The organism is Clostridium oryzae (assembly GCF_002029235.1).
Lineage (GTDB): Bacteria > Bacillota > Clostridia > Clostridiales > Clostridiaceae > Clostridium_AE > Clostridium_AE oryzae.
Map to the genome: position 1 here is coordinate 1 of NZ_MZGV01000072.1, position 20,029 is coordinate 20,029.

Sequence of the window (20,029 nt, forward strand, 5' to 3'; positions counted from 1 at the left end):
AAAACGACTATCTGGTAATGATGGAGTAGATGTTACACCCGTTCCCATACCGAACACGAAGGTTAAGCTCTACATCGCCCATGGTACTTTGGGGGAAGCCCCACGGAAGAGTAGGACGTTGCCAGGTTAAAGACGCTAAGTATAAAGCTTAGCGTTTTTTCATTTTTTGTATGGATAGAGATTCTATAGTTGATGTATAGTATACCACTGTGAGGGATGCTTAGAGTGTTTAGTGAATTGCTCTTGGATACAAAAAACAATATTATTCATCAGAATTGGTATAGCGAACAATTGATTAATTAATTTGGTTTTTCTTATATTGCTCAGAAATAACTAAATATCTGAAGATTGGTAATCTTCAATATTGAGGAGAACCAATATGAGAATGTAGTTTTATTGACTAACTTATACGAAGTAAGTAAAAAACTCCATCATTCTATATGATAAAATAGGTATAAATTATGTTAAAAAATGAGGAGATGCCTATATGAAAGTATTAGTTATATGCGATGATTTTTATCATCCGTCAGATGTTGTAAGAAAAGGTTTGCAGCTATTAGAGGGACAGGAGATACAATTTGATTTTATAGAAGATGCAAGAAATTGGTTTGAGCAGAAAATGAAAGATTATGACGTTGTTATCTTTAGTAAATCTAATAATATTTCTTCTAGTGATACAACTCCTTGGATGACGCCTGAGGTAGAGGAAGCCTTTGATAGATATGTAAAACAAGGCGGAGGATTATTTGTAATTCATACAGGAACTACAGGTTATAATAATGCGCTCAAGTTTAGAAAATTAATTGGAGGAGTATTTAACCATCATCCAGAGCAATGTGAGGTTAAAATACAAGCTGTAAAAGAGAATCCGATTTTAGACGAAAGTTCAACTTTTACAATACAGGATGAGCACTATTTTATGGATATGGAAGATTCATCTGAGGATATTTTTATGATTAGTACTTCAAAAAATGGGAGCCAGCCAGCAGGATGGACTAGAGCAGAAGGCAAGGGACGTGTATGTGTAATTACACCTGGACATAATCTTGAGGTTTGGCTGAAGCTGGAATTTCAAAGTATACTAAGAAAATCCTTAAAGTGGTGCTCACGAATAATGTAGATTACTAATTTATGGTATGGAGGAATGATGATATGAATAAAGTTGCTGTAGTAACAGGTGCGGATAGAGGAGTAGGTTTTTCAATATGTAAACAACTGTTAGAGCAAGGGTGGATGGTTTTCGCAGGACAGTTTATGCCCGAGTGGCTTGACTTACATAAACTTGAAACAAAATACCCAGATATGTTAAAATTAGTGTCATTAGATGTAGGTTCCTTAGAGTCTGTGAAAAAAGCAGCACAGGAGGCTGCAAAATATGCAGATCATGTAGATATGCTTGTTAGTAATGCTGGGATATTTACTGTTGAGGGTAATATAGAAAAAGGATTAGACTATTCTGTTACCAATAATCTATTTAATGTTAATGCACTTGGAGGAATACGAATGGTAGAATGTTTCCTGCCTTTGATGGAGGTGGGAATGAAAAGATTATGTTTCATTTCTTCAGAAGCAGGAAGCATACAAGCTAGCGAACGTAAAGATACATATGGATATTGCATGTCAAAGGCAGCATTAAATATGGCTGTTAAGATAATGTTCAATGACTTGCATCCAAGGGGATATACCTTTAGACTATATCATCCTGGATGGGTAAGATCATATATGAGCGGAAAGAAAGCAACGGAAGGTGAGCTTGAACCAGAAGAAACTGCATCATCGGCTATAAAGCTATTTACCAAGAATGATCATGATGAGGAAAGATTAGTTATGATAGACAATAGGGGAAATGAATGGCCGTTTTAACTGAAGCTTCTTTATATAGTTAATAAGGAGTATCTAGATTAATACAAGAATTATGCTTGGAGAGAAATTTAGCTGATTTTTTTACTCTTTAGGAAATTTGCATAAAATTTGTGTTACAAGTGCTTAATGAACGGCTCAGTCTCCGTAGTGCCGCAACATTTCTTGTTTTATATTCTCAATAACTTCACTAATCATACTCTTAATATCCAAATTTCTAGTGCCTGGAATGTAGATTCCATGTTTTTGGAGAGGGAGAATGTATTTGCTGCAGTCCATGTTAAGTATCGAATTGGAAATTTTTGGAGTAACCTCGCCTCCAATGCCTCCGCTGCAGATTATTCCTATTGGACCAATGATACCATCTACAATGTTAGTTTTGCAAAAAGAGCATATTGCTGTTTCACCGCTTATGCCGACATTGGCACCCGCCCTTACCATGCTTGAGGTGGCAAAAGTATTAGTACCAAGGGCAATAATATAGAGCTGCTGGCCTATCTCTTTTCTAAGTCTCTTTATAATTGTTTGTCCAATGCCAGCCCCTTGGGCATCAATTACGGCTATTTTCATTTAGGTGCCTCCATATGAATTAAGATAAGATTTAAATAAAAGACGAACCAAATGCGCAGGACGTAAAAGCAAAGGGAAAGTGTATTAAATAGGTATGAGAGTTAAGAGTAAAGAGAAAAGAGAAAAGTGAAGGTTAAAATTCAGCCGGGCTGAATTTTGATTGTATAGATAATACTAATTATTTTAATAATACTTTTGGAATATTAGGTATTATCTTAGTTTTTAGAAAGTTATCTTCCGATAATCAGATTTAAATTCTCAGAAATTTTGCATAGCAAAATTTCTTCCTTCACTTTTCTCTCTACTCTTTACTCTTTTCTCTTACCTATTTAAAGCATACACTAACTACTCTATATTATCTTCATTTAATTCACTTTCTTGGTTCGCAATTTATTTAATTTACCTATCTATAAATTCTGTAGTTTTATATTCTATGATAGTATTATATAATAAACTGTATAGGATGAAAACTGAAAGGTGATGTCATGTATATAAAAGTGGTTAAACAGGCACTGCAATTTAACGAAGATTGCAGCAAGGAGATAAGAAAGAAGCTAAAGGAAAAAAGTGTATATCTAATAAATGTGATGGGATCACCAGGAACAGGAAAAACTAGTTTGATTATTGAGCTCATAAAGAAATTAAAGGATCAATATAAAGTTGCAGTTGTGGAAGGAGATATAGCTGGCAAGATTGATGCTGAAAAGATAGATTCGTTAGGAATACCTGTAGTGCAGCTTAATACTGAGGGAGCATGCCATATAGAAGCTGCGTCAATTAAAAATATATTAGAGTATTTTGATTTAGATGATCTAGACATTATTTTCATAGAAAATGTAGGCAATCTCGTTTGCCCAGCGGAGTTTGATATTGGAGAAAATATGAAGATAGCTGTATTGAGTATTCCGGAAGGCGATGATAAAGTAGAAAAATATCCTTTGCTTTTTTCACTTGCAGATGCTGTGATATTAAGTAAATTTGATATGATGAGATATTTTGAGTTTAATGATACTAAGATAGAGCTGGATGTTAAAGGAATAAATGAAGCAACAAGGATATTTAGAATGTCGTCGAGGACTGGAGAGGGTATATCTTCAATAGTTACATATTTAAAAGAAAAAATAGAAGCTAAGATATGACATTTACAGAACGAATAGCATGCTGTATTATATTTTATGTGCTACGAGAGCACTTGTCTTTATATAATAAGTTAATAAGTATTTAATATTGTTTTTATAATAACCACGAAGGTTAATTACTATATAAATTGTGAATTATAAATTAGCGACTGTGGATAAATAAATTTATCCCTTATTCTTAATTTGCAATTTGTATAAGATTGATTTTTGTGGTGTTATTTTTTGTTTTTATTTTTGAATAGGAGGGTTAAAATGCATATTCCAGATAATTATCTGAGTCCAGCTACCTGCGCAGTAATGGGAGCTGTGATGATTCCTATATGGTCTAGGGCTATAAAAAAAGTTAGAAAAGAAGTAAGCAGAAAGAAAATGCCGCTTATGGGCATTGGTGCTTCACTTTCATTTTTAACAATGATGTTTAATATTCCTCTTCCAGGTGGTACTACAGGTCATGCAGTAGGAGGAACATTAATAGCAATACTTTTAGGCCCGGAAGCAGCATGTATTTCTGTAACTGCAGCACTTTTATTTCAAGCAGTGTTGTTTGGCGATGGTGGTATTTTAGCGTTTGGTGCAAACAGCTTTAATATGGCCTTTGTTATACCTTTTGCAGGATACTATATATACAAGCTGTTAAATACTAAAATAAAGTCAGAAAAGGGACAATATATTTCAACTTTCATTGCTGCATATTTAGCTATGAATCTTGCTGCACTCTGTGCTTCAGTAGAGTTTGGACTACAACCTTTGCTCTTTAAAGATGCGTCGGGCATGCCAATGTATTGTCCATATCCGCTATATATATCTATACCGGCAATGCTTATTCCGCATCTTTTAGCAGCGGGTATATTGGAGGGAGTTATAACTGTTGGAGTGGTTGCTTTTGTAAGAAAAGTTTCGCCGGAATTAATGTATGAAGGCACTAAAATTAATTTTAGACCTATGTATGCTTTGATAATTCTGCTTATATTATTATGTCCACTTGGACTTATAGCTGCAGGTACAGCTTGGGGTGAATGGGGGAACGATGAAATAAAGGCAGTAACAACAGGCGGAAAGGCTTTAGGTTTTATTCCAAAAGGCATGCGGCATGGCTTTAGCTTTGAAGCATTAATGGCAGATTATTCAGTCAAAGGGCTTCCGGCAGGTTTAGGATATGTTTTATCGGCAATTGCGGCAGTTGCTGTCTTTATGCTAATATTTAGGATAGCTGCAAGCATGAGAAAAAAATCATAGGATTAGGGGAGAGATAGATGCCAGAATGGCTTTTAAAGGAAGATGAATATACACCAGCAAAGAGCAGAGATGGATTTATAAATAAAAGCATATTGTCCTTAATGGGTTCTATTGATAAGTTTAGGAGACAAACAGAATATAAGGATAATTCTATTACAGCAAATGCATTGACAAAGCTCCTGTCAGTACTGATTCTAATAATTTTTGTTTCTCTTAGTAAAAGTTTTGCTTTTGTATTAATTGCTAATGTGATGATGCTCATAGTGATTAATTTTCTGTCTACAAATGAAATAAAACAGGTTTTAAAGATTAGTTTTACAGTGGCAGGTTTTACAATGATTGTTCTTTTGCCATCAGTTTTCATTGGTTTTAGCAGCAATGCCTTTATGATTACGTTAAAAGTTTTTGTATCCGTTGTATTTGTTAATTCTTTAGCCTCAAGTACCCAGTGGAATGATATCATAAGAGCCTTAAAGGTATTTAAGCTGCCAGATATGTTTATCTTTGTTCTTGATATAACAATAAAGTATATCATGGTTTTAGGTGAGTTTTCGTTAAATATGGTTTATGCTCTTAAGCTTAGATCAGTTGGAAGGAGCAGAAGCAAGAACACGGCACTTTCAGGTATTATAGGAACCATGTTCATAAAGTCTAAGGATATGGCCCAGGAAATGCAAGAAGCTATGGAGTGCAGAGGATTTACAGGAGAATATAGAGCTTATAAGAGATTTAAATTTGGAGTTATTGATTATTGCTATATAATATTTGATATACTTTTTGCTATTACATTTTTTTATTTTGATAGGGTGTGATTTTATGATTGATATAAATAACGTTTCATATTCTTATAATGATCAAGTTGAAGCACTTAAAAATATAGAGTTACACATTTCTACAGGCGAAGCAGTAGCCTTTATAGGAGCTAACGGGAGCGGAAAATCTACACTTATGAAATTGATAAATGGTTTGATAGTGCCTGGTGAAGGCACTTATATTTTTGATGGAGAAGAAATAACTCATAAAAAGCTGGAGAATGAAAGCTTTTCTAAGAGTTTTCATAAAAAAATAGGTTTTGTTTTTCAAAATTCGGAGGCACAGCTTTTTTGTTCCAACGTTTATGATGAAGTAGCTTTTGGACCACGTCAGATGGGTCTTAGTGAAAAAGAAGTGGATAAAAGAGTAAAGGATACATTAGAGTTATTAAAAATCCAAAGTTTAAGAAATAGGCAGCCATATCACTTAAGCGGAGGGGAAAAGAAAAAAGTGGCTATAGCTTCCGTTGTGGCTTTAAACCCTCAGGTATATGTTTTTGATGAACCAATGAATGGACTTGATCCTAAGACAAAAAGATTTTTAAGAGAATTCATGATAACTATAAATAATGCTGGGAAAACAATAATATGTTCCACACATGACTTTGAATATATAAAAGATGTGTTTAAAAGAGCAGTTGTTTTTTCTGATACTCATACCATTGTTCGTGATGGAAATTATAATGACATAATGAGCGACAGAAACTTTTTGCAGCAAAATAACGTTATTTAATATTGTACAATAAAAAAATATTTAGGGAAAAAAGCTCTAATTGATGCCAGATACACAAAATAGTCGTTGAAGAATGGATGTTTTGTATATATATGGTAACTTTTTGAGCTGTTTTTCTGTATATGTGGTAGAATATATATATAATTTGTATTGAAGATTTATTTGGAAAGAGGGAGAGACTTGAAAATTAATTTTACAAAAAAACAATATAGAAAATTACTTGACCTAATTTATGCAGGTGAGATGGTTGTAAATAGTGTTAGGGATTCAGAAGAAAAACTTACTGAGTATGAAGAACTAGAGCAATACATGTATTCCTTTGCAAAAGATTTTGGTTTTGATGATTTGTTTAAATATGATGTAGATTTAGATAGTTATATGTTGACGGAAAAGTATGAAGATGAGGATATATTTAAATATATAAACGACTATGATAACTATGTTTTTTGGCAGCAATTAGCAGCTAGGCTATCTACAAGGGATGCTTTGCTTGAAATTAATAAAGATAAGAATAAAAAGCAGCAACAAGAACCATTGACTGATAAAGAATCAAATGCTTTGTTTAAACTGCAAACACGCTTTGAAAAGAAATATTATCGTGAATTTGATAAACATGGACTTAATAATGTAAATGTTGAATTAAAAAGGTAGATTATCAATAGTTAATCAATTGCAGGCATGCTGGGAGAGGTAAAATGATTGAAAAAAATATAAGCATTATAGCTAATCATCTTTGGAAACAATCAATATAGTGAAGATAAAATGATAGGTTAATAATAAGAGATACTAAAATATATATGTATAAAATTTTTTTGAGAATACATGCATATATATTCCAAATATTCCACTAATAATTATACTGAAATTTAAAAATACACTGCAGATAATGAAAAAAAAGTCGAAAATTATTGTAAGACCATTATCACTCGGAAAAAATTATAATAAAGAGGTGTGCAGAATGAATTTCAGTAAAATTAAATTGTCCCATAAATTAATAGTGGGGTTTGCATTAGTTATTCTTCTAACTATCATTGTATCTGGATTATCTATATTTAGACTTGGCAAGATTAGTAGTGAAGTAGAGAATATTGACAAAATAGGCAATCAGAAAGTAAAACTATCATATCAGATTAGAGCAGACGTAAATAAGATTGCTATAGCAATTAGGGATACTGCCATAAGCAGTGATGTGAATTTTATGCAGACACAGAAAAAAGTAATTGATGATAGTATTGTTAATATTGATGAAAACATATCTAAGCTTATAGAGTTAGCTGCAGATTCAAATGAAAAAACTTTTATTGAAAAGATAAAGAGTGATAAGGAAGATGCTAAAGTAAATTTTGATAAGGCAGTAGAACTGGGTATGTCAGGATCTCTTAATGAAAGACAAATAAGACAGGTACTTGCTATTATAGACGATTCGCAAAAAATATTACTAGATGATGCTAATACATTTATTGAAACACAGGATCGATTCATCAGAGATGAGATAAGGTTTTCAAAGAAAATGGCACAAGACACTTCAAAGATTGTAATTATCTTATTAATTGCCAGTATTCTAATAGCAGTTATTTCAAGTTACATATTAATAAAAAGTATCTTAAAACAAGTTTTTGAAATAAGAGATGGAGCATCTAAATTAGCTGATGGTCACTTGAATTTTAATATGGATGTAAAAACTAACGATGAAATTGGACATACTATTTCTGCAATGAATAATGCCATCGGAAAATTAAATGATAGTATGGCTGTAGTAAGGAATGAAAGCAGAAGCATAGTTAATAGTATAAAACTGACAAATGATATGTTTGAGAAAGTGAACATGGAAATACAGCAAGTATCAGCTTCTACGCAGGAAATCTCGGCAAGTATGGAGGAATCTTCTGCTTCAGTTGAGGAAGTTACTTCGATGGTAACTACGGTGAAACAGCAAGTTAACAATACAGCTGAAAGTGCAAAAACAGGTTTAGACGTTGCATTAAAAATTCAAAAGAAAGCTGTTGCTATTAATAGCGATTCCATAGAAGCAAAAGAAAATGCTGAAAAAATATATAGTAATACTAAATTGAAATTAGAAAAGGCGTTAGAAGAAGCTAAAGTCGTAAACCAGATATCTGAAATGGCATCAAGTATTGGATCAATAGCAGAGCAGACAAACCTGCTCTCATTAAATGCTGCTATTGAGGCGGCAAGAGCGGGAGATCAGGGAAAAGGATTTGCTGTTGTAGCAGATGAGGTGAGAAAGCTTGCTGAAGAATCTTCAAATGTAGTTGGTGAAATCCAAAGCAAGGTAAGTACCGTACTGAATTCTGTTGGAAAATTGTCTGATTCTTCTCAGGATATACTAGTGTTTATGGAAAGCAGTGTATTGAAGGATTATGATAAATTAATTTCAATAAGTAAAGAATACAAAAATGATGGTGATACAATAAAGGACATTTTAGAGCAGTTTGCAGAAGCATCAGAAAATATATTCTCATCTGTTGAACAGATAACAAAAAGCATAGAGGAAGTTGCTACTGCAGTAACAGAAGTAGCCAGATCTTCAATGGAAATAGCGGGAAGTATTACAGAAGTTAATAGTAAGAATGAAAACATAGTAGCGGAATCAAATAATAATATGGCAGGAGCAGAAAAACTGCTGAATATTATAGAGGAGTTTAAACTGAAATAGGTTATTATAGTATTATTATAAAATAAGCTAAGATTTTATAATAGCTTTATTTGTAGAGGGTGTAATCTAAGAAAACGAGGCATTCAGCTGACTAAGATTACACCTTTACTTATATAAAATTATTTTTGAAGAAATTAGACAAAATAAGTATTTTGTCTAAATAATTGTATCATAAAATAGAAAAAAATCCATATTTTATTACAAAAAAATAAAAAGTAGCAAGCTTTTTAATATAAAATTGTTGAAAAAATAAAAATAATGATGTTTATGGTGGATAATAGTTGAATAAATGTAAAATTATTTTTCAGTATTAAGACAAAATACTTATTTTGTTTCATTAATAACAATTAATGAACTAAAAGTACAATATTACTATGATCAATGTTTAATGCAAAGTAAGTTTAAAAAATTATATTATCTAATATTTAGGAGGAATTTTTAATGAAGTGGTTTAATAATCTAAAAATGTCTAGAAAACTTATGTCAGCTTTTATTATTATAGCAATGTTTATTGTTATAGTTGGAATTATGGGTATGACCAATATGCAAAAGATATATTCGAGTGGTGTAAGGATGCATGATTATAACTTTGAGTCCGTCAAACAAGTTTATGAAATAAGACAAAACATAGCAGACATACGATACGATATAATAAAACTAGTTTATCAGCATAATATAAATAATCAGGACGATTCACTTAAAGAAGAAATAAATACTTTACAAAATCAAACTGATAAAAGTGTAATTAATTATGAAAAAAAATTAATGTCTTCAGAAGAAAAAACCAGTTATGAAGATTTCAAAGCTGCACTTACAGAATATAAACAAGTATATAATAGTGTAATTGCTTTAGTAGATAAGAAGGAATATAAGGCTGCAGAAACAGAATTTTTAAAGCTCGCAGATATAAGAAAAAGGATATATGCGGATTTAGATAAAGACATCCAAATTAATGTTAAACAAACGGATAATACTGTAATTTCAAATAGAAACTCATATCAACTGTCATTTGCATTTACAGTAGCAATAGCTATAGTAGGCTTTGCTTTGGCTATAATTCTTGGAACAATCATTTCTAGAATTATAGTAAAGAGATTAAACAAGATAGTTGAAGTCTCAGAAAAACTTGGACAAAGAGATTTAACTGCCAAAATTGATGTGTTCTATAAGGATGAGATAGGTAGATTAGGAAAGGCAGTGAACACTACAGGAGAAAATATTAGAGAACTTGTTTCACAAATAATGAATGGTGCAGAAGAATTAAGCTCTGTAAGTGAAGAATTATCAGCAACTACAGAAGAGATATCCTCAATGATGGAAGCAGCTAATCAGTCTTCTGAACAAATAGCAAAGGGTGCACAGGATTTAAGTTCAACTACTGAAGAAGTTAGCGCATCTATGGAAGAGATGGGTGCTAGTACTAACGAACTTTACAATAAATCTGAAGATACGACTATATCTGCAAAACAAATAGATTCAAGAGCAGCAAGCATAAAGAATACTGCGAAGGAAAGTATAGAACAAAATAATGTGATATATGAAGAAAAGAAAAATAATATAGCTAACGCTATTGAAGAAGGTAAGGTAGTAGAAGAAGTTAAAGTAATGGCAGATACTATTAGCAGTATTGCAGAACAGACAAATCTACTTTCATTAAATGCTGCTATTGAAGCTGCAAGAGCAGGTGAACAGGGAAAGGGTTTTGCAGTTGTGGCAGAAGAGGTAAGAAAACTTGCAGAACAATCTAGTGAGACAGTTTCAAATATTCAAAATATGGTAATACAAGTAAAGCAAGCGTTTGATTCGCTGTCATCCAGTGGACAGGATGTTCTTGATTACATGGTTAATAATGTAAAGCCTAGTTACGACCTTTTACTGAATACAGGCGTACAATATGGTAAGGATGCTGAGTTTATACATAATATATCTGAAGAAATATCAGAGTCTTCTAAGCAGATGAATGAGATAGCAACTCAAGTAAATGTAGCAATGCAAAATGTATCTGCTACTGCTCAGGAATCAGCAGCTGGAGCTGAAGAAATAATGGCAAGTATAGGTGAGATAACAAAGTCAGTAAATGATGTAGCTAAGTCTGCTCAAGGTCAAGCAGAGCTTTCTCAGAAACTCAATGAGTTAGTTCAAAGATTTAAGATATAGAATAAAATAAAAAAAGAAATGTTGTGGCACAAACGGATCAATCTCCGTAATGCCACAGCATTTCTTTTTTCTCTTTAGAAAATTATGTATTTTGCGAATTGTGGATAATTCTTAACTGTGTATGAATAAATTGTATGTGTTGTTAAAAGAATGTAACTATATAATATATGAAGTAATATGAAGATAGTTCTTAAGAAAATACTAATAAATAAATAAACAAGAAAAAAATTTGTGATAAGTAATATAGAAAATAATACTTTGTAAATGCATAGAGTTGGCATAAGGGTAGGAAGTGGTTGGAGGAGGCATTTCCAAGCCGACGGAAATCACTTCCTACCCATTTTTTATACCATCTCACTTTTTTCTTTAAGCTTATTGTACATTTTTTCCTGCTGCTTAGTAGTAAATTGAAAATATACTTCGGTATTTGATACAGCTTTATGCCCAAGCCACCACTGAAGCTCTTTTATGTCCATGTCTGATTCAGCGAGATGCACTGCCGTAGTGTGTTTTAATGTATGGAAATGATGTTTCTTTTTATCAGCTATATTTGCCTTAGAACAATATTTTTTCATCAGATAGTCGAGGGTTTGTCTAGATATTGGCTTGTTTTTTTGACTTATAAACAAGGAATCATTTTCTGATGTTATTTTATGTTCATCTATATACTTGTCCAAGATATATTTGGCCTTATTATCTAATCTTATAGTGTTATTATTGCTTCCTTTTAATCTTCTGCAATATATTTCACCTTTTGTTCTATTATAATCAGATAATTTTATTAATGATATTTCTGAAGCACGTAAACCACATCTATATGCTACTCTAAAAAGGGCTAAATCTCTTAGCTTATGTACGCTGTCAGTAGATTCAATGCAATCAAACAGTCTTTTGGTTTCATCCTGTGTTAAGTATTTTATTTTAGGTTCTAGGTCATGCGGCATAAAAAATCTCCTTATGTGAAAAATTAGACAATATATTTGTTTTGTCTTAATAATAATATATAAAACAATACTATGTCAAAGAAAAAAATCATAATACATATTAAATTTAGAATTAATATAAGGTAAAGAAAATGGAGATTTAAGAATAGTATGAAGATATTCAGGTTGAAGTGATAAAAGCAACAAGTAAATAAAACTTTTTTATGAACTTTTTAAAAATGTTTAAATTAGTTTGGACAATTGCGTAAAGATTAATTATAATATAAATATGACCTAATTAATTTTGTTATGGAGGAATGAAAAATGAATAACATACCACAGGTAAAACTTGGAATTGTAGCAGTTAGCAGAGACTGTTTCCCAATGGAATTATCAGTTAATCGTAGACAAGCTGTAGTAAAGGCTTATAAAGAATCATTTGGAGATATATATGAATGTCCAACTGCTATAGAAAACGAAACTCATATGAGGAAAGCTTTAGCAGAAGTTAAGGCAGCTGGTGTAAACGCTTTAGTAGTATACCTTGGAAATTTTGGACCTGAATCTTCCGAAACTTTATTAGCTAAAGAATTCGATGGACCAGTTATGTTTGTTGCAGCTGCTGAAGAAGCAGTAGACAATTTAATGGATGGTCGTGGAGATGCATATTGCGGAATGCTTAACGCTAGTTATAATTTAGCATTAAGAAACATTAAAGCATACATCCCTGAATATCCAGTAGGTACAGCACCTGAAGTAGCAGAGATGATAGGTGAGTTCTTACCTATAGCAAGAACTGTATTAGGCTTACAGAACTTAAAGATTATATCTTTTGGACCTCGTCCACAGGATTTCTTAGCTTGTAATGCTCCAATCAAACAATTGTACAACCTAGGTGTTGAAATAGAGGAAAACTCAGAATTAGATCTATTTGCTGCTTTCAATGAACATGCAGGGGATAAGAGAATTCCTGAAGTAGTTGCAGATATGGAGAAAGAATTAGGTGCTGGTAATAAAATGCCTGGTATTCTTCCAAAGTTAGCACAATATGAAATAACTTTACTTGACTGGGCTGAAGCTCATAAAGGTTCAAGAGAGTATGTTGTATTTGCTAATAAATGCTGGCCTGCATTCCAGACACAGTTTGGATGCGTACCATGCTATGTAAACAGCAGACTTACTGCAAGAGGAATTCCAGTAGCATGTGAAGTTGATATATATGGAGCATTAAGTGAATATATAGGAACATGTATCAGTGATGATGTTGTAACATTACTTGATATAAATAACTCCGTTCCAGCTGATATGTATGAAACAGACATAAAAGGTAAATTTGATTATACATTAAAGGATACATTTATGGCATTCCACTGTGGAAATACAGCTGCTTGCAAATTATCTTCATGCACAATGAAGAATCAGAAGATAATGGCAAGAGCATTAGAGCCAAATCAAGAGCCTAATATAACAAGAGGTACTCTTGAAGGAGATATCATACCAGGAGATATCACTTTCTTCAGACTTCAGAGCAATGCTGATGCACAACTTACTGCATATGTAGCTGAGGGAGAAGTTTTACCAGTGGCTACTCGTTCCTTTGGAGCTATAGGAGTATTCGCAATTCCTGAAATGGCAAGATTCTATCGCCATGTTCTTATAGAAAAGAACTATCCACATCATGGTGCTGTTGCATTTGGACATCACGGAAAGGCAATATTCGGCTTATTTAGATATTTAGGAGTTAAAGAATTAGGATTTAACCAACCAAAAGGAATGCTTTATAAGACTGAAAACCCATTTAAGTAGTTTTTAATTAAATCATATAAGTATTTATTAAAGAATACCATAGTAGGATTATTGTAAATAATTCAGCTATGGTATTCTTTTACTTATTTTGCTAAGTTGAAAAAATTATATATGTGCATATTTTGATGATATAATATATAATAAATGATATTAGGTATCATCAAATATTAAATTTGATAACGGAGAGATGAAAATGAGTAATGCAGACAAGCAGTATTTAAATATAGTAGATAATATCTTAAATAATGGGTACTATGCCCAAAACAGGACAGGAATACCAACATATAAATTGCCTCATCAAATTATGCAATTTGACTTGTCAAAGGAGTTCCCTATCTTAACTACAAAATTTGTAGCTTTTAAAACTGCCGTAAAGGAATTGCTTTGGATATATAAGGACCAGTCAAATGATGTAACAAGATTGCAGCAGCAAAATGTGCATATTTGGGATGAATGGATGCAGGAAGACGGAACTATTGGAAAAGCCTATGGATATCAGGTAGCTAAGTACAAACAGATAGATAAGCTTATAGATACACTGAAAAATGATCCTCAAAACAGAAGAATGATTATTTCATTGTGGAATATCGAAGATTTGCCTGAAATGGCACTTCAGCCTTGTTGTTACCAGACATTATGGGATGTTGAAGGTGATAGGCTCAATTGTATGCTGGTGCAACGAAGCGGAGATATTCCATTAGGAGTTCCCTTTAATATGAGTCAATATGCGACCCTTGTATATTTGATTGCACAAGTTACAGGGTTTAAGCCAGGACAATTTACACATATAATTAACAATGCACATATTTATGAAAATCAGATAGAAGGTATGAAGCTGCAGCTTGAGAGAAGAAATGATGATTACGCCGCTCCGAAGCTTTGGGTTAATCCGGATATAAAGGATTTCTATAAATTTACTCCAGACGATATTAAGCTTATAGATTACAAACATCACGATAAAATTAAAATGGAGGTAAGCGTATAGATGTTAAGTATTGTTGTAGCAATAGGTAAGAATCGAGTAATAGGAAAAAATGGCGGATTAATATGGCACATTTCTAAAGATCTGAAACACTTTAAAGAGATAACTATGGGTAAGACAATTATTATGGGCAGAAAAACTTTTGAATCTCTTCCTGGAGTGCTTAAAAATAGAAAACATATAGTTCTTACTAAAAATAAGGATTACAGCATTAATCACGACAGTGTAGAGATAATTAATGATGCACAGAGTATATTAAAATATCAGGATTCAGCTGAGGAAGTATTTATTATTGGAGGTGCAGAAATTTACAAAAAATTTCTTCCATTTTGCAAAAGAATGTATCTTACCATAATAAATGAAGAAGCACAGGGAGACGCATATTTTCCTGAATTTAACGTGGAAGATTACACTGTCATTTCTGAAGAACAAGATGAGGAAAACGGGATAAATTTCAAGTTCGTTACATTAGATAAAAAATAATAGTTAGTATCATAGATATATTTAGTTTTATATGTAACAAAAATGTATTACATTTAAAATTATTACCATATTATACTATAAAATAGTGTATTAAGAAAAAATTGTTTTTTAGTAGTTGAAATAAATGGATTTTTATTGTATTATTTATGTTATTAGGAGATTAGAATAAATTTTACAAAGGTTGGAAGAGGTATTGCATGGATAAGGATGATATTGTTATTAAGAGAGAGTTTGTGAACAAACTAAAAGCATATATTGCTGAGATTGAATATCTATGTGATGATGATAATCTCACAAAAAAGATTCAAGATCTTCAGGATTATGTTAATAGTAGTTTTAAAGACAGTTCTTCTGAGAAAGAACTACTTGAGGAAGTTATATATACTAAAATGAAAGACTCAAAAAAATTTGATAGAGACTTATATGCTAAATATTACATGTTGTATCAAGATGTAAAAAATAATAGAATTGACATTGAAAGAGCAAAGGAGCTTTGCGAGTCATTTGAACGATTTGCTCATTATGAAAAAAGAATATTTTAATAATGTCCAGGCTATAGGAGAATATTTGAGGAAATTATCTTATATATAAACGCTGAATTATGACTTATATATAAGATAATTTCTAAAATAGTTCTCTTTATAACTTTATAATTCTCTTTTTCTGTACTGTTTACATATAGAAACAAAGTATTTATGAAAAGCTAAGTTATCTGTAAGTTCTGGATGAAAGGCTGTTGCGAGCATGGAACCTTTTCTTACTGCTACAATCTGATCATCAATGCTGCAAAGAATTTTTACTTCTCTATCAGCAGAAGTAATAAAAGGCGCACGAATAAATACTAAGGGAACAGGTTCGCCAGATACATCTTTAATAAATTTATCAGTTTTAAAACTATCTAGTTGAGATCCGAAGGCATTTCTTCTGACGGTTATGTCCATAACAGCTAGATGTGTTACAGGATCATTCTCTATGTTTTTTGCCAGCAGTATCATGCCAGCGCAGGTACCCCAAACAGGAAGACCTTTTATAATTTTATTTTTTAATGGCTCTAATAATCCTGATATCCTTAAAAGTTTTCCCATGGTTGAGCTTTCACCACCAGGTAAAATAATACCATCTATATCTTTCATATCATTTAGAGTTTTAACTTCAACAGCGTCAGTATCAAGATGCTTAAGATGATCAATATGTTCAATAACTCCACCTTGGAGTGAAAGAACTCCTATTTTCATGCTACCAGCCTCTTTCAGCGTATTTATCAGAAAGTTGCTTAATTTCTAGACCATACATTGCATCACCCAAATCTTCTGACACTTCTGCTATTTTGTCTGGGTCATTGCAGTAGGTAGTTGCCAGAACGATAGCTTTAGCTCTCTTTTCTGGATTCTCAGATTTAAATATTCCGGAACCTACAAATACGCCCTCTGATCCAAGCTGCATCATAAGTGCTGCATCAGCAGGAGTTGCTATACCACCTGCCGCAAAGTTAACAACTGGCAGTTTACCATTTTCCCACACATATCTAACTAAATCATAAGGAGCAGCTAAATCTTTTGCGATGGACATAAGTTCTTCTTCAGAAGATCCCTTGATTTTACTGATTTGACTTGTCATCATTCTCATATGTCTTACAGCTTCAACAACATTTCCAGTACCAGCTTCACCTTTTGTTCTTATCATGGAAGCACCTTCACCGATTCTTCTAAGTGCTTCACCTAAATTTGTAGCTCCACATACAAATGGAATCTTGAAATCTTTTTTATTGATATGATAAGCATCATCGGCAGGAGTTAACACTTCACTCTCATCTACAAAATCTATGCCAAGGCTTTGAAGAACTTGAGCTTCTACAAAATGTCCGATTCTGGCTTTAGCCATTACTGGTATTGATACAGAAGCTTTGATTTCTTTTATCATTTTAGGGTCGGACATTCTAGCTACTCCGCCTTCCTTTCTTATATCAGAAGGTACTCTTTCTAACGCCATTACTGCACAAGCACCTGCAGCTTCTGCTATTTTAGCCTGTTCAGCATTTGTGACATCCATTATTACTCCGCCTTTAAGCATTTGAGCCAGATTCTTATTTATATTATATCTATTTTCCATAATTATCCTCCGAATTTAAATTAATAAATTTTATCGTATTTAAATATAAGGTTTGAAATTTTAGATGCGCATCTATCATAACTTGTACACATTATATAATTAAATACTGATAATTAGGAAATGTATCGGTACATAATGAAGTTGAAACTATAAATATAAGACGAACCAGCAGTAGGAGCGTTGACCGAGCGGTCAACGCTCCCTGCGGGCTCTGTAAATTATATAGATTGCTAGTTTTAAAGTACCGTCTCTAAAATTTTTACACGTTAATTTTACAGACGTTATTTGATGAAGTTGTATCTTTAATTTTTCTTCGTAGATTATTAAGTGTGATCTTAATTATAAAGAGAGTTAAAGGCTTCTCTTCAATATGGAAACTGGTATAATTAACTTTCTTTTAATAATCCAATTACTTAAAAGCCTATTAATCGTGACAGGGCTCTACGAAGAAGCAGGTCTTCGAAGCCAAGACCTTGTCCTGCTTAGATAGCTTTTTAAGGTTATCTCTATTAAAATGGATATTAGTTTTAGCAATTTCCAAATTAAAAAGAGGTTTTTTATCTTTCTAAAAAATTAGCGATGCACTTTAGTTTTCTTCGAAGAAATTAAAAAATTGTTATTCCATAGAATAACGTTTATCCAATAGCACTTAGTTTATATTTAAAAGATACATTAAATAATTAACAGCTATTTAATTTACAGAACCCGAAGGGCGCAATGACCGGTAGGTCATACCACCATCGTTGGTTCGCAATTTATCTAGAAGCGGAAGTTGTCTGCTCAATAATTGTACAGAAATAATGTTAACATGTATAGCAAAAAACATTTCAGTGTGCTATATTTAACTTATAGTAGCAATAGATATTGATTATCAATTAAAAATTTTATATTAATAATAGCAATTAGGAGGTTTTTAAATGACAAAGAATATTAAGGCGATTTCTTTTGAAATGATAGAAAGCTATTCAAAAGAATTTAATAAAAAGAAAGAAAACAGGATTATAAGAAATTCTGTTATTAAAAATGGAATTGAAGCGGCTGCTGTGAATAATGATGCAGTTATAGCAATGAATCCAATTTTTTCTGATGAGATAGATACAGGCAAAGTTACGGATCAGAAATCTAGTGGAAGATGCTGGATGTTTGCAGCACTTAATACGTTTAGGCATCTAATGAATAAGGAATTAAATACTAAAGACCTTGAACTTTCGCAGAATTATACAATGTTTTGGGACAAGTTTGAGAAAGCAAACTTCTTTTTTGAAAGCATAATAAAAACTTTTAATCAAGATTTAGACAGCAGGGTTGTGTCATGGCTTTTGGCAACACCACAGCAGGATGGTGGACAATGGGACATGTTGGCTGGCCTTATAGAAAAATATGGAGTTGTACCAAAAGATGCCATGCCTGAGACTTTTCACAGCAGTAACTCTTCTGCAATGAATAGTATGCTTAATCTTAAGCTGCGACAGTGTGCGGTTAAACTTAGAAAACTTAATGAAGAAGGTACAGAGCTTAGTAAAATAAAAACTGCTAAGGAGCATATGCTTAAGGAAATATATAATATACTTTCTTTCTGTCTTGGAGAACCACCGAAGGAGTTTGATTTTACTTATAGAGATAAAGACGATAAATTTCATATAGATGAAAAGCTTACACCTAAAAAGTTTTTTAAAAAATATATACATTTAGACTTGAATGATTATGTAAGTGTTATCAATGCACCTACTAAGGACAAACCTTTTAATAAGACCTATACTGTTCAATTTTTAGGAAGCGTTATAGAGGGAAGACCTATAAAATATCTCAATGTTGATATTGAAACTTTTAGAAAATTAGCAGTAGATCAAATAAAAGACGGTGAAACAGTATGGTTTGGCTGTGATGTAGGCAAGTTTGCTGAGAAAGCAAAAGGAATATTAGATACTAAAGTGTACGATTATGAATTAGCATTAGGAACTGATTTTAAAATGACGAAAGCAGAAAGACTAGATTACCTTGGAAGTGCACTCACACATGCAATGGTACTTACCGGAGTCAACATAAAAGACGGTAAGGTTAATAAATGGAAAGTTGAGAATAGCTGGGGTGAGAGCAGAGGAACGAAAGGCTATTTTGTAATGAGTGATGATTGGTTTGCTGAATACACTTATCAAATTGTTGTAAATAAGAAATATCTTTCAGAGAACTTAAAGAAAGCTTATGAGCAGTCACCTGTAGAGTTAAAGCCTTGGGACCCGATGGGAGCGTTAGCAGTAATTAATGAATAATTAAGATAAACCACTTAAGAGTAAAGAGAAAAGTGAAGGAAGAAATTCTGTTAAGCAGAATTTCTGAGAATTTAAATCTGAGTATTAGCAGATAACTTTCAATTTGTATATTAGGTAAATGGTAAGGAGTAAGAGCTTTTAGGCTGAATTTCTTGAATAACTATAACTTCTTAGTTCTTACCTACTCATAAATTGAATGTACTGTTAAAAAGATGTAACTATATAATATGCGAAGTAATAAGAAGAAAGCTCTTAAGAAAATACTAGTAAAT

The 20,029-nt window shown here is 32.3% G+C and carries 18 protein-coding genes and 1 rRNA gene; 15 read left to right on the plus strand and 4 right to left on the minus strand.

Features of this window, described 5'->3' with window-relative positions; genetic code table 11:
- Nucleotides 1–10: 10 nt before the first annotated feature.
- The 3 genes from rrf (at nucleotide 11) to CLORY_RS19490 (ending at nucleotide 1,863) form a co-directional block, all read left to right on the plus strand.
- A 5S ribosomal RNA gene (gene rrf, locus CLORY_RS19480) occupies nucleotides 11–127 on the plus strand.
- A 360-nt stretch (nucleotides 128–487) separates the two neighbouring features.
- Nucleotides 488–1,120, plus strand: a complete 633-nt coding sequence (locus tag CLORY_RS19485) for a ThuA domain-containing protein (RefSeq protein WP_079427646.1) — start codon at nucleotides 488–490, stop codon at nucleotides 1,118–1,120.
- Between the two features lie 32 nt (nucleotides 1,121–1,152).
- Nucleotides 1,153–1,863, plus strand: a complete 711-nt coding sequence (locus tag CLORY_RS19490) for an SDR family NAD(P)-dependent oxidoreductase (RefSeq protein ID WP_079427648.1) — start codon at nucleotides 1,153–1,155, stop codon at nucleotides 1,861–1,863.
- Nucleotides 1,864–1,998: 135 nt separating this feature from the next.
- Here the strand turns inward: CLORY_RS19490 and CLORY_RS19495 are convergent, their stop codons facing one another.
- A complete protein-coding gene (locus CLORY_RS19495; RefSeq protein ID WP_079427650.1) occupies nucleotides 1,999–2,430 on the minus strand; it encodes a DUF3842 family protein in 432 nt (143 codons plus the stop codon).
- A gap of 485 nt (nucleotides 2,431–2,915) precedes the next feature.
- Here CLORY_RS19495 and hypB point away from each other — a divergent pair, with 485 nt between their 5' ends.
- The 7 genes from hypB to CLORY_RS19530 all read left to right on the plus strand — a co-directional run bounded on the left by hypB (nucleotide 2,916) and on the right by CLORY_RS19530 (nucleotide 11,184).
- Entirely contained in the window at nucleotides 2,916–3,569 is a 654-nt protein-coding gene (gene hypB / locus CLORY_RS19500; RefSeq protein WP_079427652.1) for a hydrogenase nickel incorporation protein HypB, read from the plus strand.
- A gap of 252 nt (nucleotides 3,570–3,821) precedes the next feature.
- Nucleotides 3,822–4,805 carry a cobalt transporter CbiM gene (cbiM, locus tag CLORY_RS19505; protein WP_079427654.1) on the plus strand — a complete coding sequence of 328 codons (984 nt, stop codon included), beginning with the start codon at nucleotides 3,822–3,824 and terminating at the stop codon, nucleotides 4,803–4,805.
- Nucleotides 4,806–4,822: 17 nt separating this feature from the next.
- Nucleotides 4,823–5,617, plus strand: coding sequence for an energy-coupling factor transporter transmembrane component T family protein (locus CLORY_RS19510; RefSeq protein ID WP_079427656.1), 795 nt, complete (start codon nucleotides 4,823–4,825; stop codon nucleotides 5,615–5,617).
- A 4-nt stretch (nucleotides 5,618–5,621) separates the two neighbouring features.
- Entirely contained in the window at nucleotides 5,622–6,350 is a 729-nt protein-coding gene (locus tag CLORY_RS19515; protein WP_079427658.1) for an energy-coupling factor ABC transporter ATP-binding protein, read from the plus strand.
- A gap of 180 nt (nucleotides 6,351–6,530) precedes the next feature.
- On the plus strand, nucleotides 6,531–7,001 hold the full coding sequence (locus CLORY_RS19520) for a hypothetical protein (protein WP_079427660.1): 471 nt from the start codon (nucleotides 6,531–6,533) through the stop codon (nucleotides 6,999–7,001).
- A 307-nt stretch (nucleotides 7,002–7,308) separates the two neighbouring features.
- Nucleotides 7,309–9,027 (plus strand): methyl-accepting chemotaxis protein, encoded by a 1,719-nt coding sequence (locus tag CLORY_RS19525; RefSeq protein ID WP_079427662.1) that lies wholly within the window; start codon nucleotides 7,309–7,311, stop codon nucleotides 9,025–9,027.
- Nucleotides 9,028–9,468: 441 nt separating this feature from the next.
- A complete protein-coding gene (locus CLORY_RS19530) occupies nucleotides 9,469–11,184 on the plus strand; it encodes a methyl-accepting chemotaxis protein (protein WP_079427664.1) in 1,716 nt (571 codons plus the stop codon).
- Between the two features lie 344 nt (nucleotides 11,185–11,528).
- Here the strand turns inward: CLORY_RS19530 and CLORY_RS19535 are convergent, their stop codons facing one another.
- Nucleotides 11,529–12,128, minus strand: coding sequence for a tyrosine-type recombinase/integrase (locus CLORY_RS19535; RefSeq protein WP_079427666.1), 600 nt, complete (start codon nucleotides 12,126–12,128; stop codon nucleotides 11,529–11,531).
- Between the two features lie 303 nt (nucleotides 12,129–12,431).
- Between CLORY_RS19535 and CLORY_RS19540 the strand changes: the two genes are divergently transcribed.
- The 4 genes from CLORY_RS19540 (at nucleotide 12,432) to CLORY_RS19555 (ending at nucleotide 15,920) form a co-directional block, all read left to right on the plus strand.
- On the plus strand, nucleotides 12,432–13,913 hold the full coding sequence (locus CLORY_RS19540) for an L-fucose/L-arabinose isomerase family protein (protein WP_079427668.1): 1,482 nt from the start codon (nucleotides 12,432–12,434) through the stop codon (nucleotides 13,911–13,913).
- Nucleotides 13,914–14,106: 193 nt separating this feature from the next.
- On the plus strand, nucleotides 14,107–14,898 hold the full coding sequence (locus tag CLORY_RS19545) for a thymidylate synthase (RefSeq protein WP_079427670.1): 792 nt from the start codon (nucleotides 14,107–14,109) through the stop codon (nucleotides 14,896–14,898).
- Entirely contained in the window at nucleotides 14,899–15,378 is a 480-nt protein-coding gene (locus tag CLORY_RS19550) for a dihydrofolate reductase (protein WP_079427672.1), read from the plus strand.
- A gap of 197 nt (nucleotides 15,379–15,575) precedes the next feature.
- The gene (locus tag CLORY_RS19555; protein ID WP_079427674.1) at nucleotides 15,576–15,920 is read left to right on the plus strand and encodes a hypothetical protein; all 345 of its coding nucleotides are present in this window, start codon (nucleotides 15,576–15,578) and stop codon (nucleotides 15,918–15,920) included.
- Nucleotides 15,921–16,025: 105 nt separating this feature from the next.
- Here the strand turns inward: CLORY_RS19555 and pdxT are convergent, their stop codons facing one another.
- Complete coding sequence (gene pdxT / locus CLORY_RS19560) at nucleotides 16,026–16,613, minus strand: pyridoxal 5'-phosphate synthase glutaminase subunit PdxT (RefSeq protein WP_079427676.1); 588 nt, start codon at nucleotides 16,611–16,613, stop codon at nucleotides 16,026–16,028.
- A 1-nt stretch (nucleotide 16,614) separates the two neighbouring features.
- Entirely contained in the window at nucleotides 16,615–17,487 is an 873-nt protein-coding gene (pdxS, locus tag CLORY_RS19565; protein WP_079427678.1) for a pyridoxal 5'-phosphate synthase lyase subunit PdxS, read from the minus strand.
- Nucleotides 17,488–18,404: 917 nt separating this feature from the next.
- On the opposite strand from pdxS, the gene CLORY_RS19570 reads away from it, so the two are divergent.
- Nucleotides 18,405–19,757 carry a C1 family peptidase gene (locus CLORY_RS19570; RefSeq protein WP_079427680.1) on the plus strand — a complete coding sequence of 451 codons (1,353 nt, stop codon included), beginning with the start codon at nucleotides 18,405–18,407 and terminating at the stop codon, nucleotides 19,755–19,757.
- The last annotated feature ends 272 nt before the right edge of the window (nucleotides 19,758–20,029 follow it).

What these genes read in the sequence shown, in the direction of transcription:
- CLORY_RS19485 (WP_079427646.1), top strand. Translation starts at nt 488, where the DNA reads ATGAAAGTATTAGTTATATGCGATGATTTTTATCATCCGTCAGATGTT.
- CLORY_RS19490 (WP_079427648.1), top strand. Translation starts at nt 1,153, where the DNA reads ATGAATAAAGTTGCTGTAGTAACAGGTGCGGATAGAGGAGTAGGTTTT.
- CLORY_RS19495 (WP_079427650.1), bottom strand. Translation starts at nt 2,430, where the DNA reads ATGAAAATAGCCGTAATTGATGCCCAAGGGGCTGGCATTGGACAAACA.
- hypB (WP_079427652.1), top strand. Translation starts at nt 2,916, where the DNA reads ATGTATATAAAAGTGGTTAAACAGGCACTGCAATTTAACGAAGATTGC.
- cbiM (WP_079427654.1), top strand. Translation starts at nt 3,822, where the DNA reads ATGCATATTCCAGATAATTATCTGAGTCCAGCTACCTGCGCAGTAATG.
- CLORY_RS19510 (WP_079427656.1), top strand. Translation starts at nt 4,823, where the DNA reads ATGCCAGAATGGCTTTTAAAGGAAGATGAATATACACCAGCAAAGAGC.
- CLORY_RS19515 (WP_079427658.1), top strand. Translation starts at nt 5,622, where the DNA reads ATGATTGATATAAATAACGTTTCATATTCTTATAATGATCAAGTTGAA.
- CLORY_RS19525 (WP_079427662.1), top strand. Translation starts at nt 7,309, where the DNA reads ATGAATTTCAGTAAAATTAAATTGTCCCATAAATTAATAGTGGGGTTT.
- CLORY_RS19530 (WP_079427664.1), top strand. Translation starts at nt 9,469, where the DNA reads ATGAAGTGGTTTAATAATCTAAAAATGTCTAGAAAACTTATGTCAGCT.
- CLORY_RS19535 (WP_079427666.1), bottom strand. Translation starts at nt 12,128, where the DNA reads ATGCCGCATGACCTAGAACCTAAAATAAAATACTTAACACAGGATGAA.
- CLORY_RS19540 (WP_079427668.1), top strand. Translation starts at nt 12,432, where the DNA reads ATGAATAACATACCACAGGTAAAACTTGGAATTGTAGCAGTTAGCAGA.
- CLORY_RS19545 (WP_079427670.1), top strand. Translation starts at nt 14,107, where the DNA reads ATGAGTAATGCAGACAAGCAGTATTTAAATATAGTAGATAATATCTTA.
- CLORY_RS19550 (WP_079427672.1), top strand. Translation starts at nt 14,899, where the DNA reads ATGTTAAGTATTGTTGTAGCAATAGGTAAGAATCGAGTAATAGGAAAA.
- CLORY_RS19555 (WP_079427674.1), top strand. Translation starts at nt 15,576, where the DNA reads ATGGATAAGGATGATATTGTTATTAAGAGAGAGTTTGTGAACAAACTA.
- pdxT (WP_079427676.1), bottom strand. Translation starts at nt 16,613, where the DNA reads ATGAAAATAGGAGTTCTTTCACTCCAAGGTGGAGTTATTGAACATATT.
- pdxS (WP_079427678.1), bottom strand. Translation starts at nt 17,487, where the DNA reads ATGGAAAATAGATATAATATAAATAAGAATCTGGCTCAAATGCTTAAA.
- CLORY_RS19570 (WP_079427680.1), top strand. Translation starts at nt 18,405, where the DNA reads ATGACAAAGAATATTAAGGCGATTTCTTTTGAAATGATAGAAAGCTAT.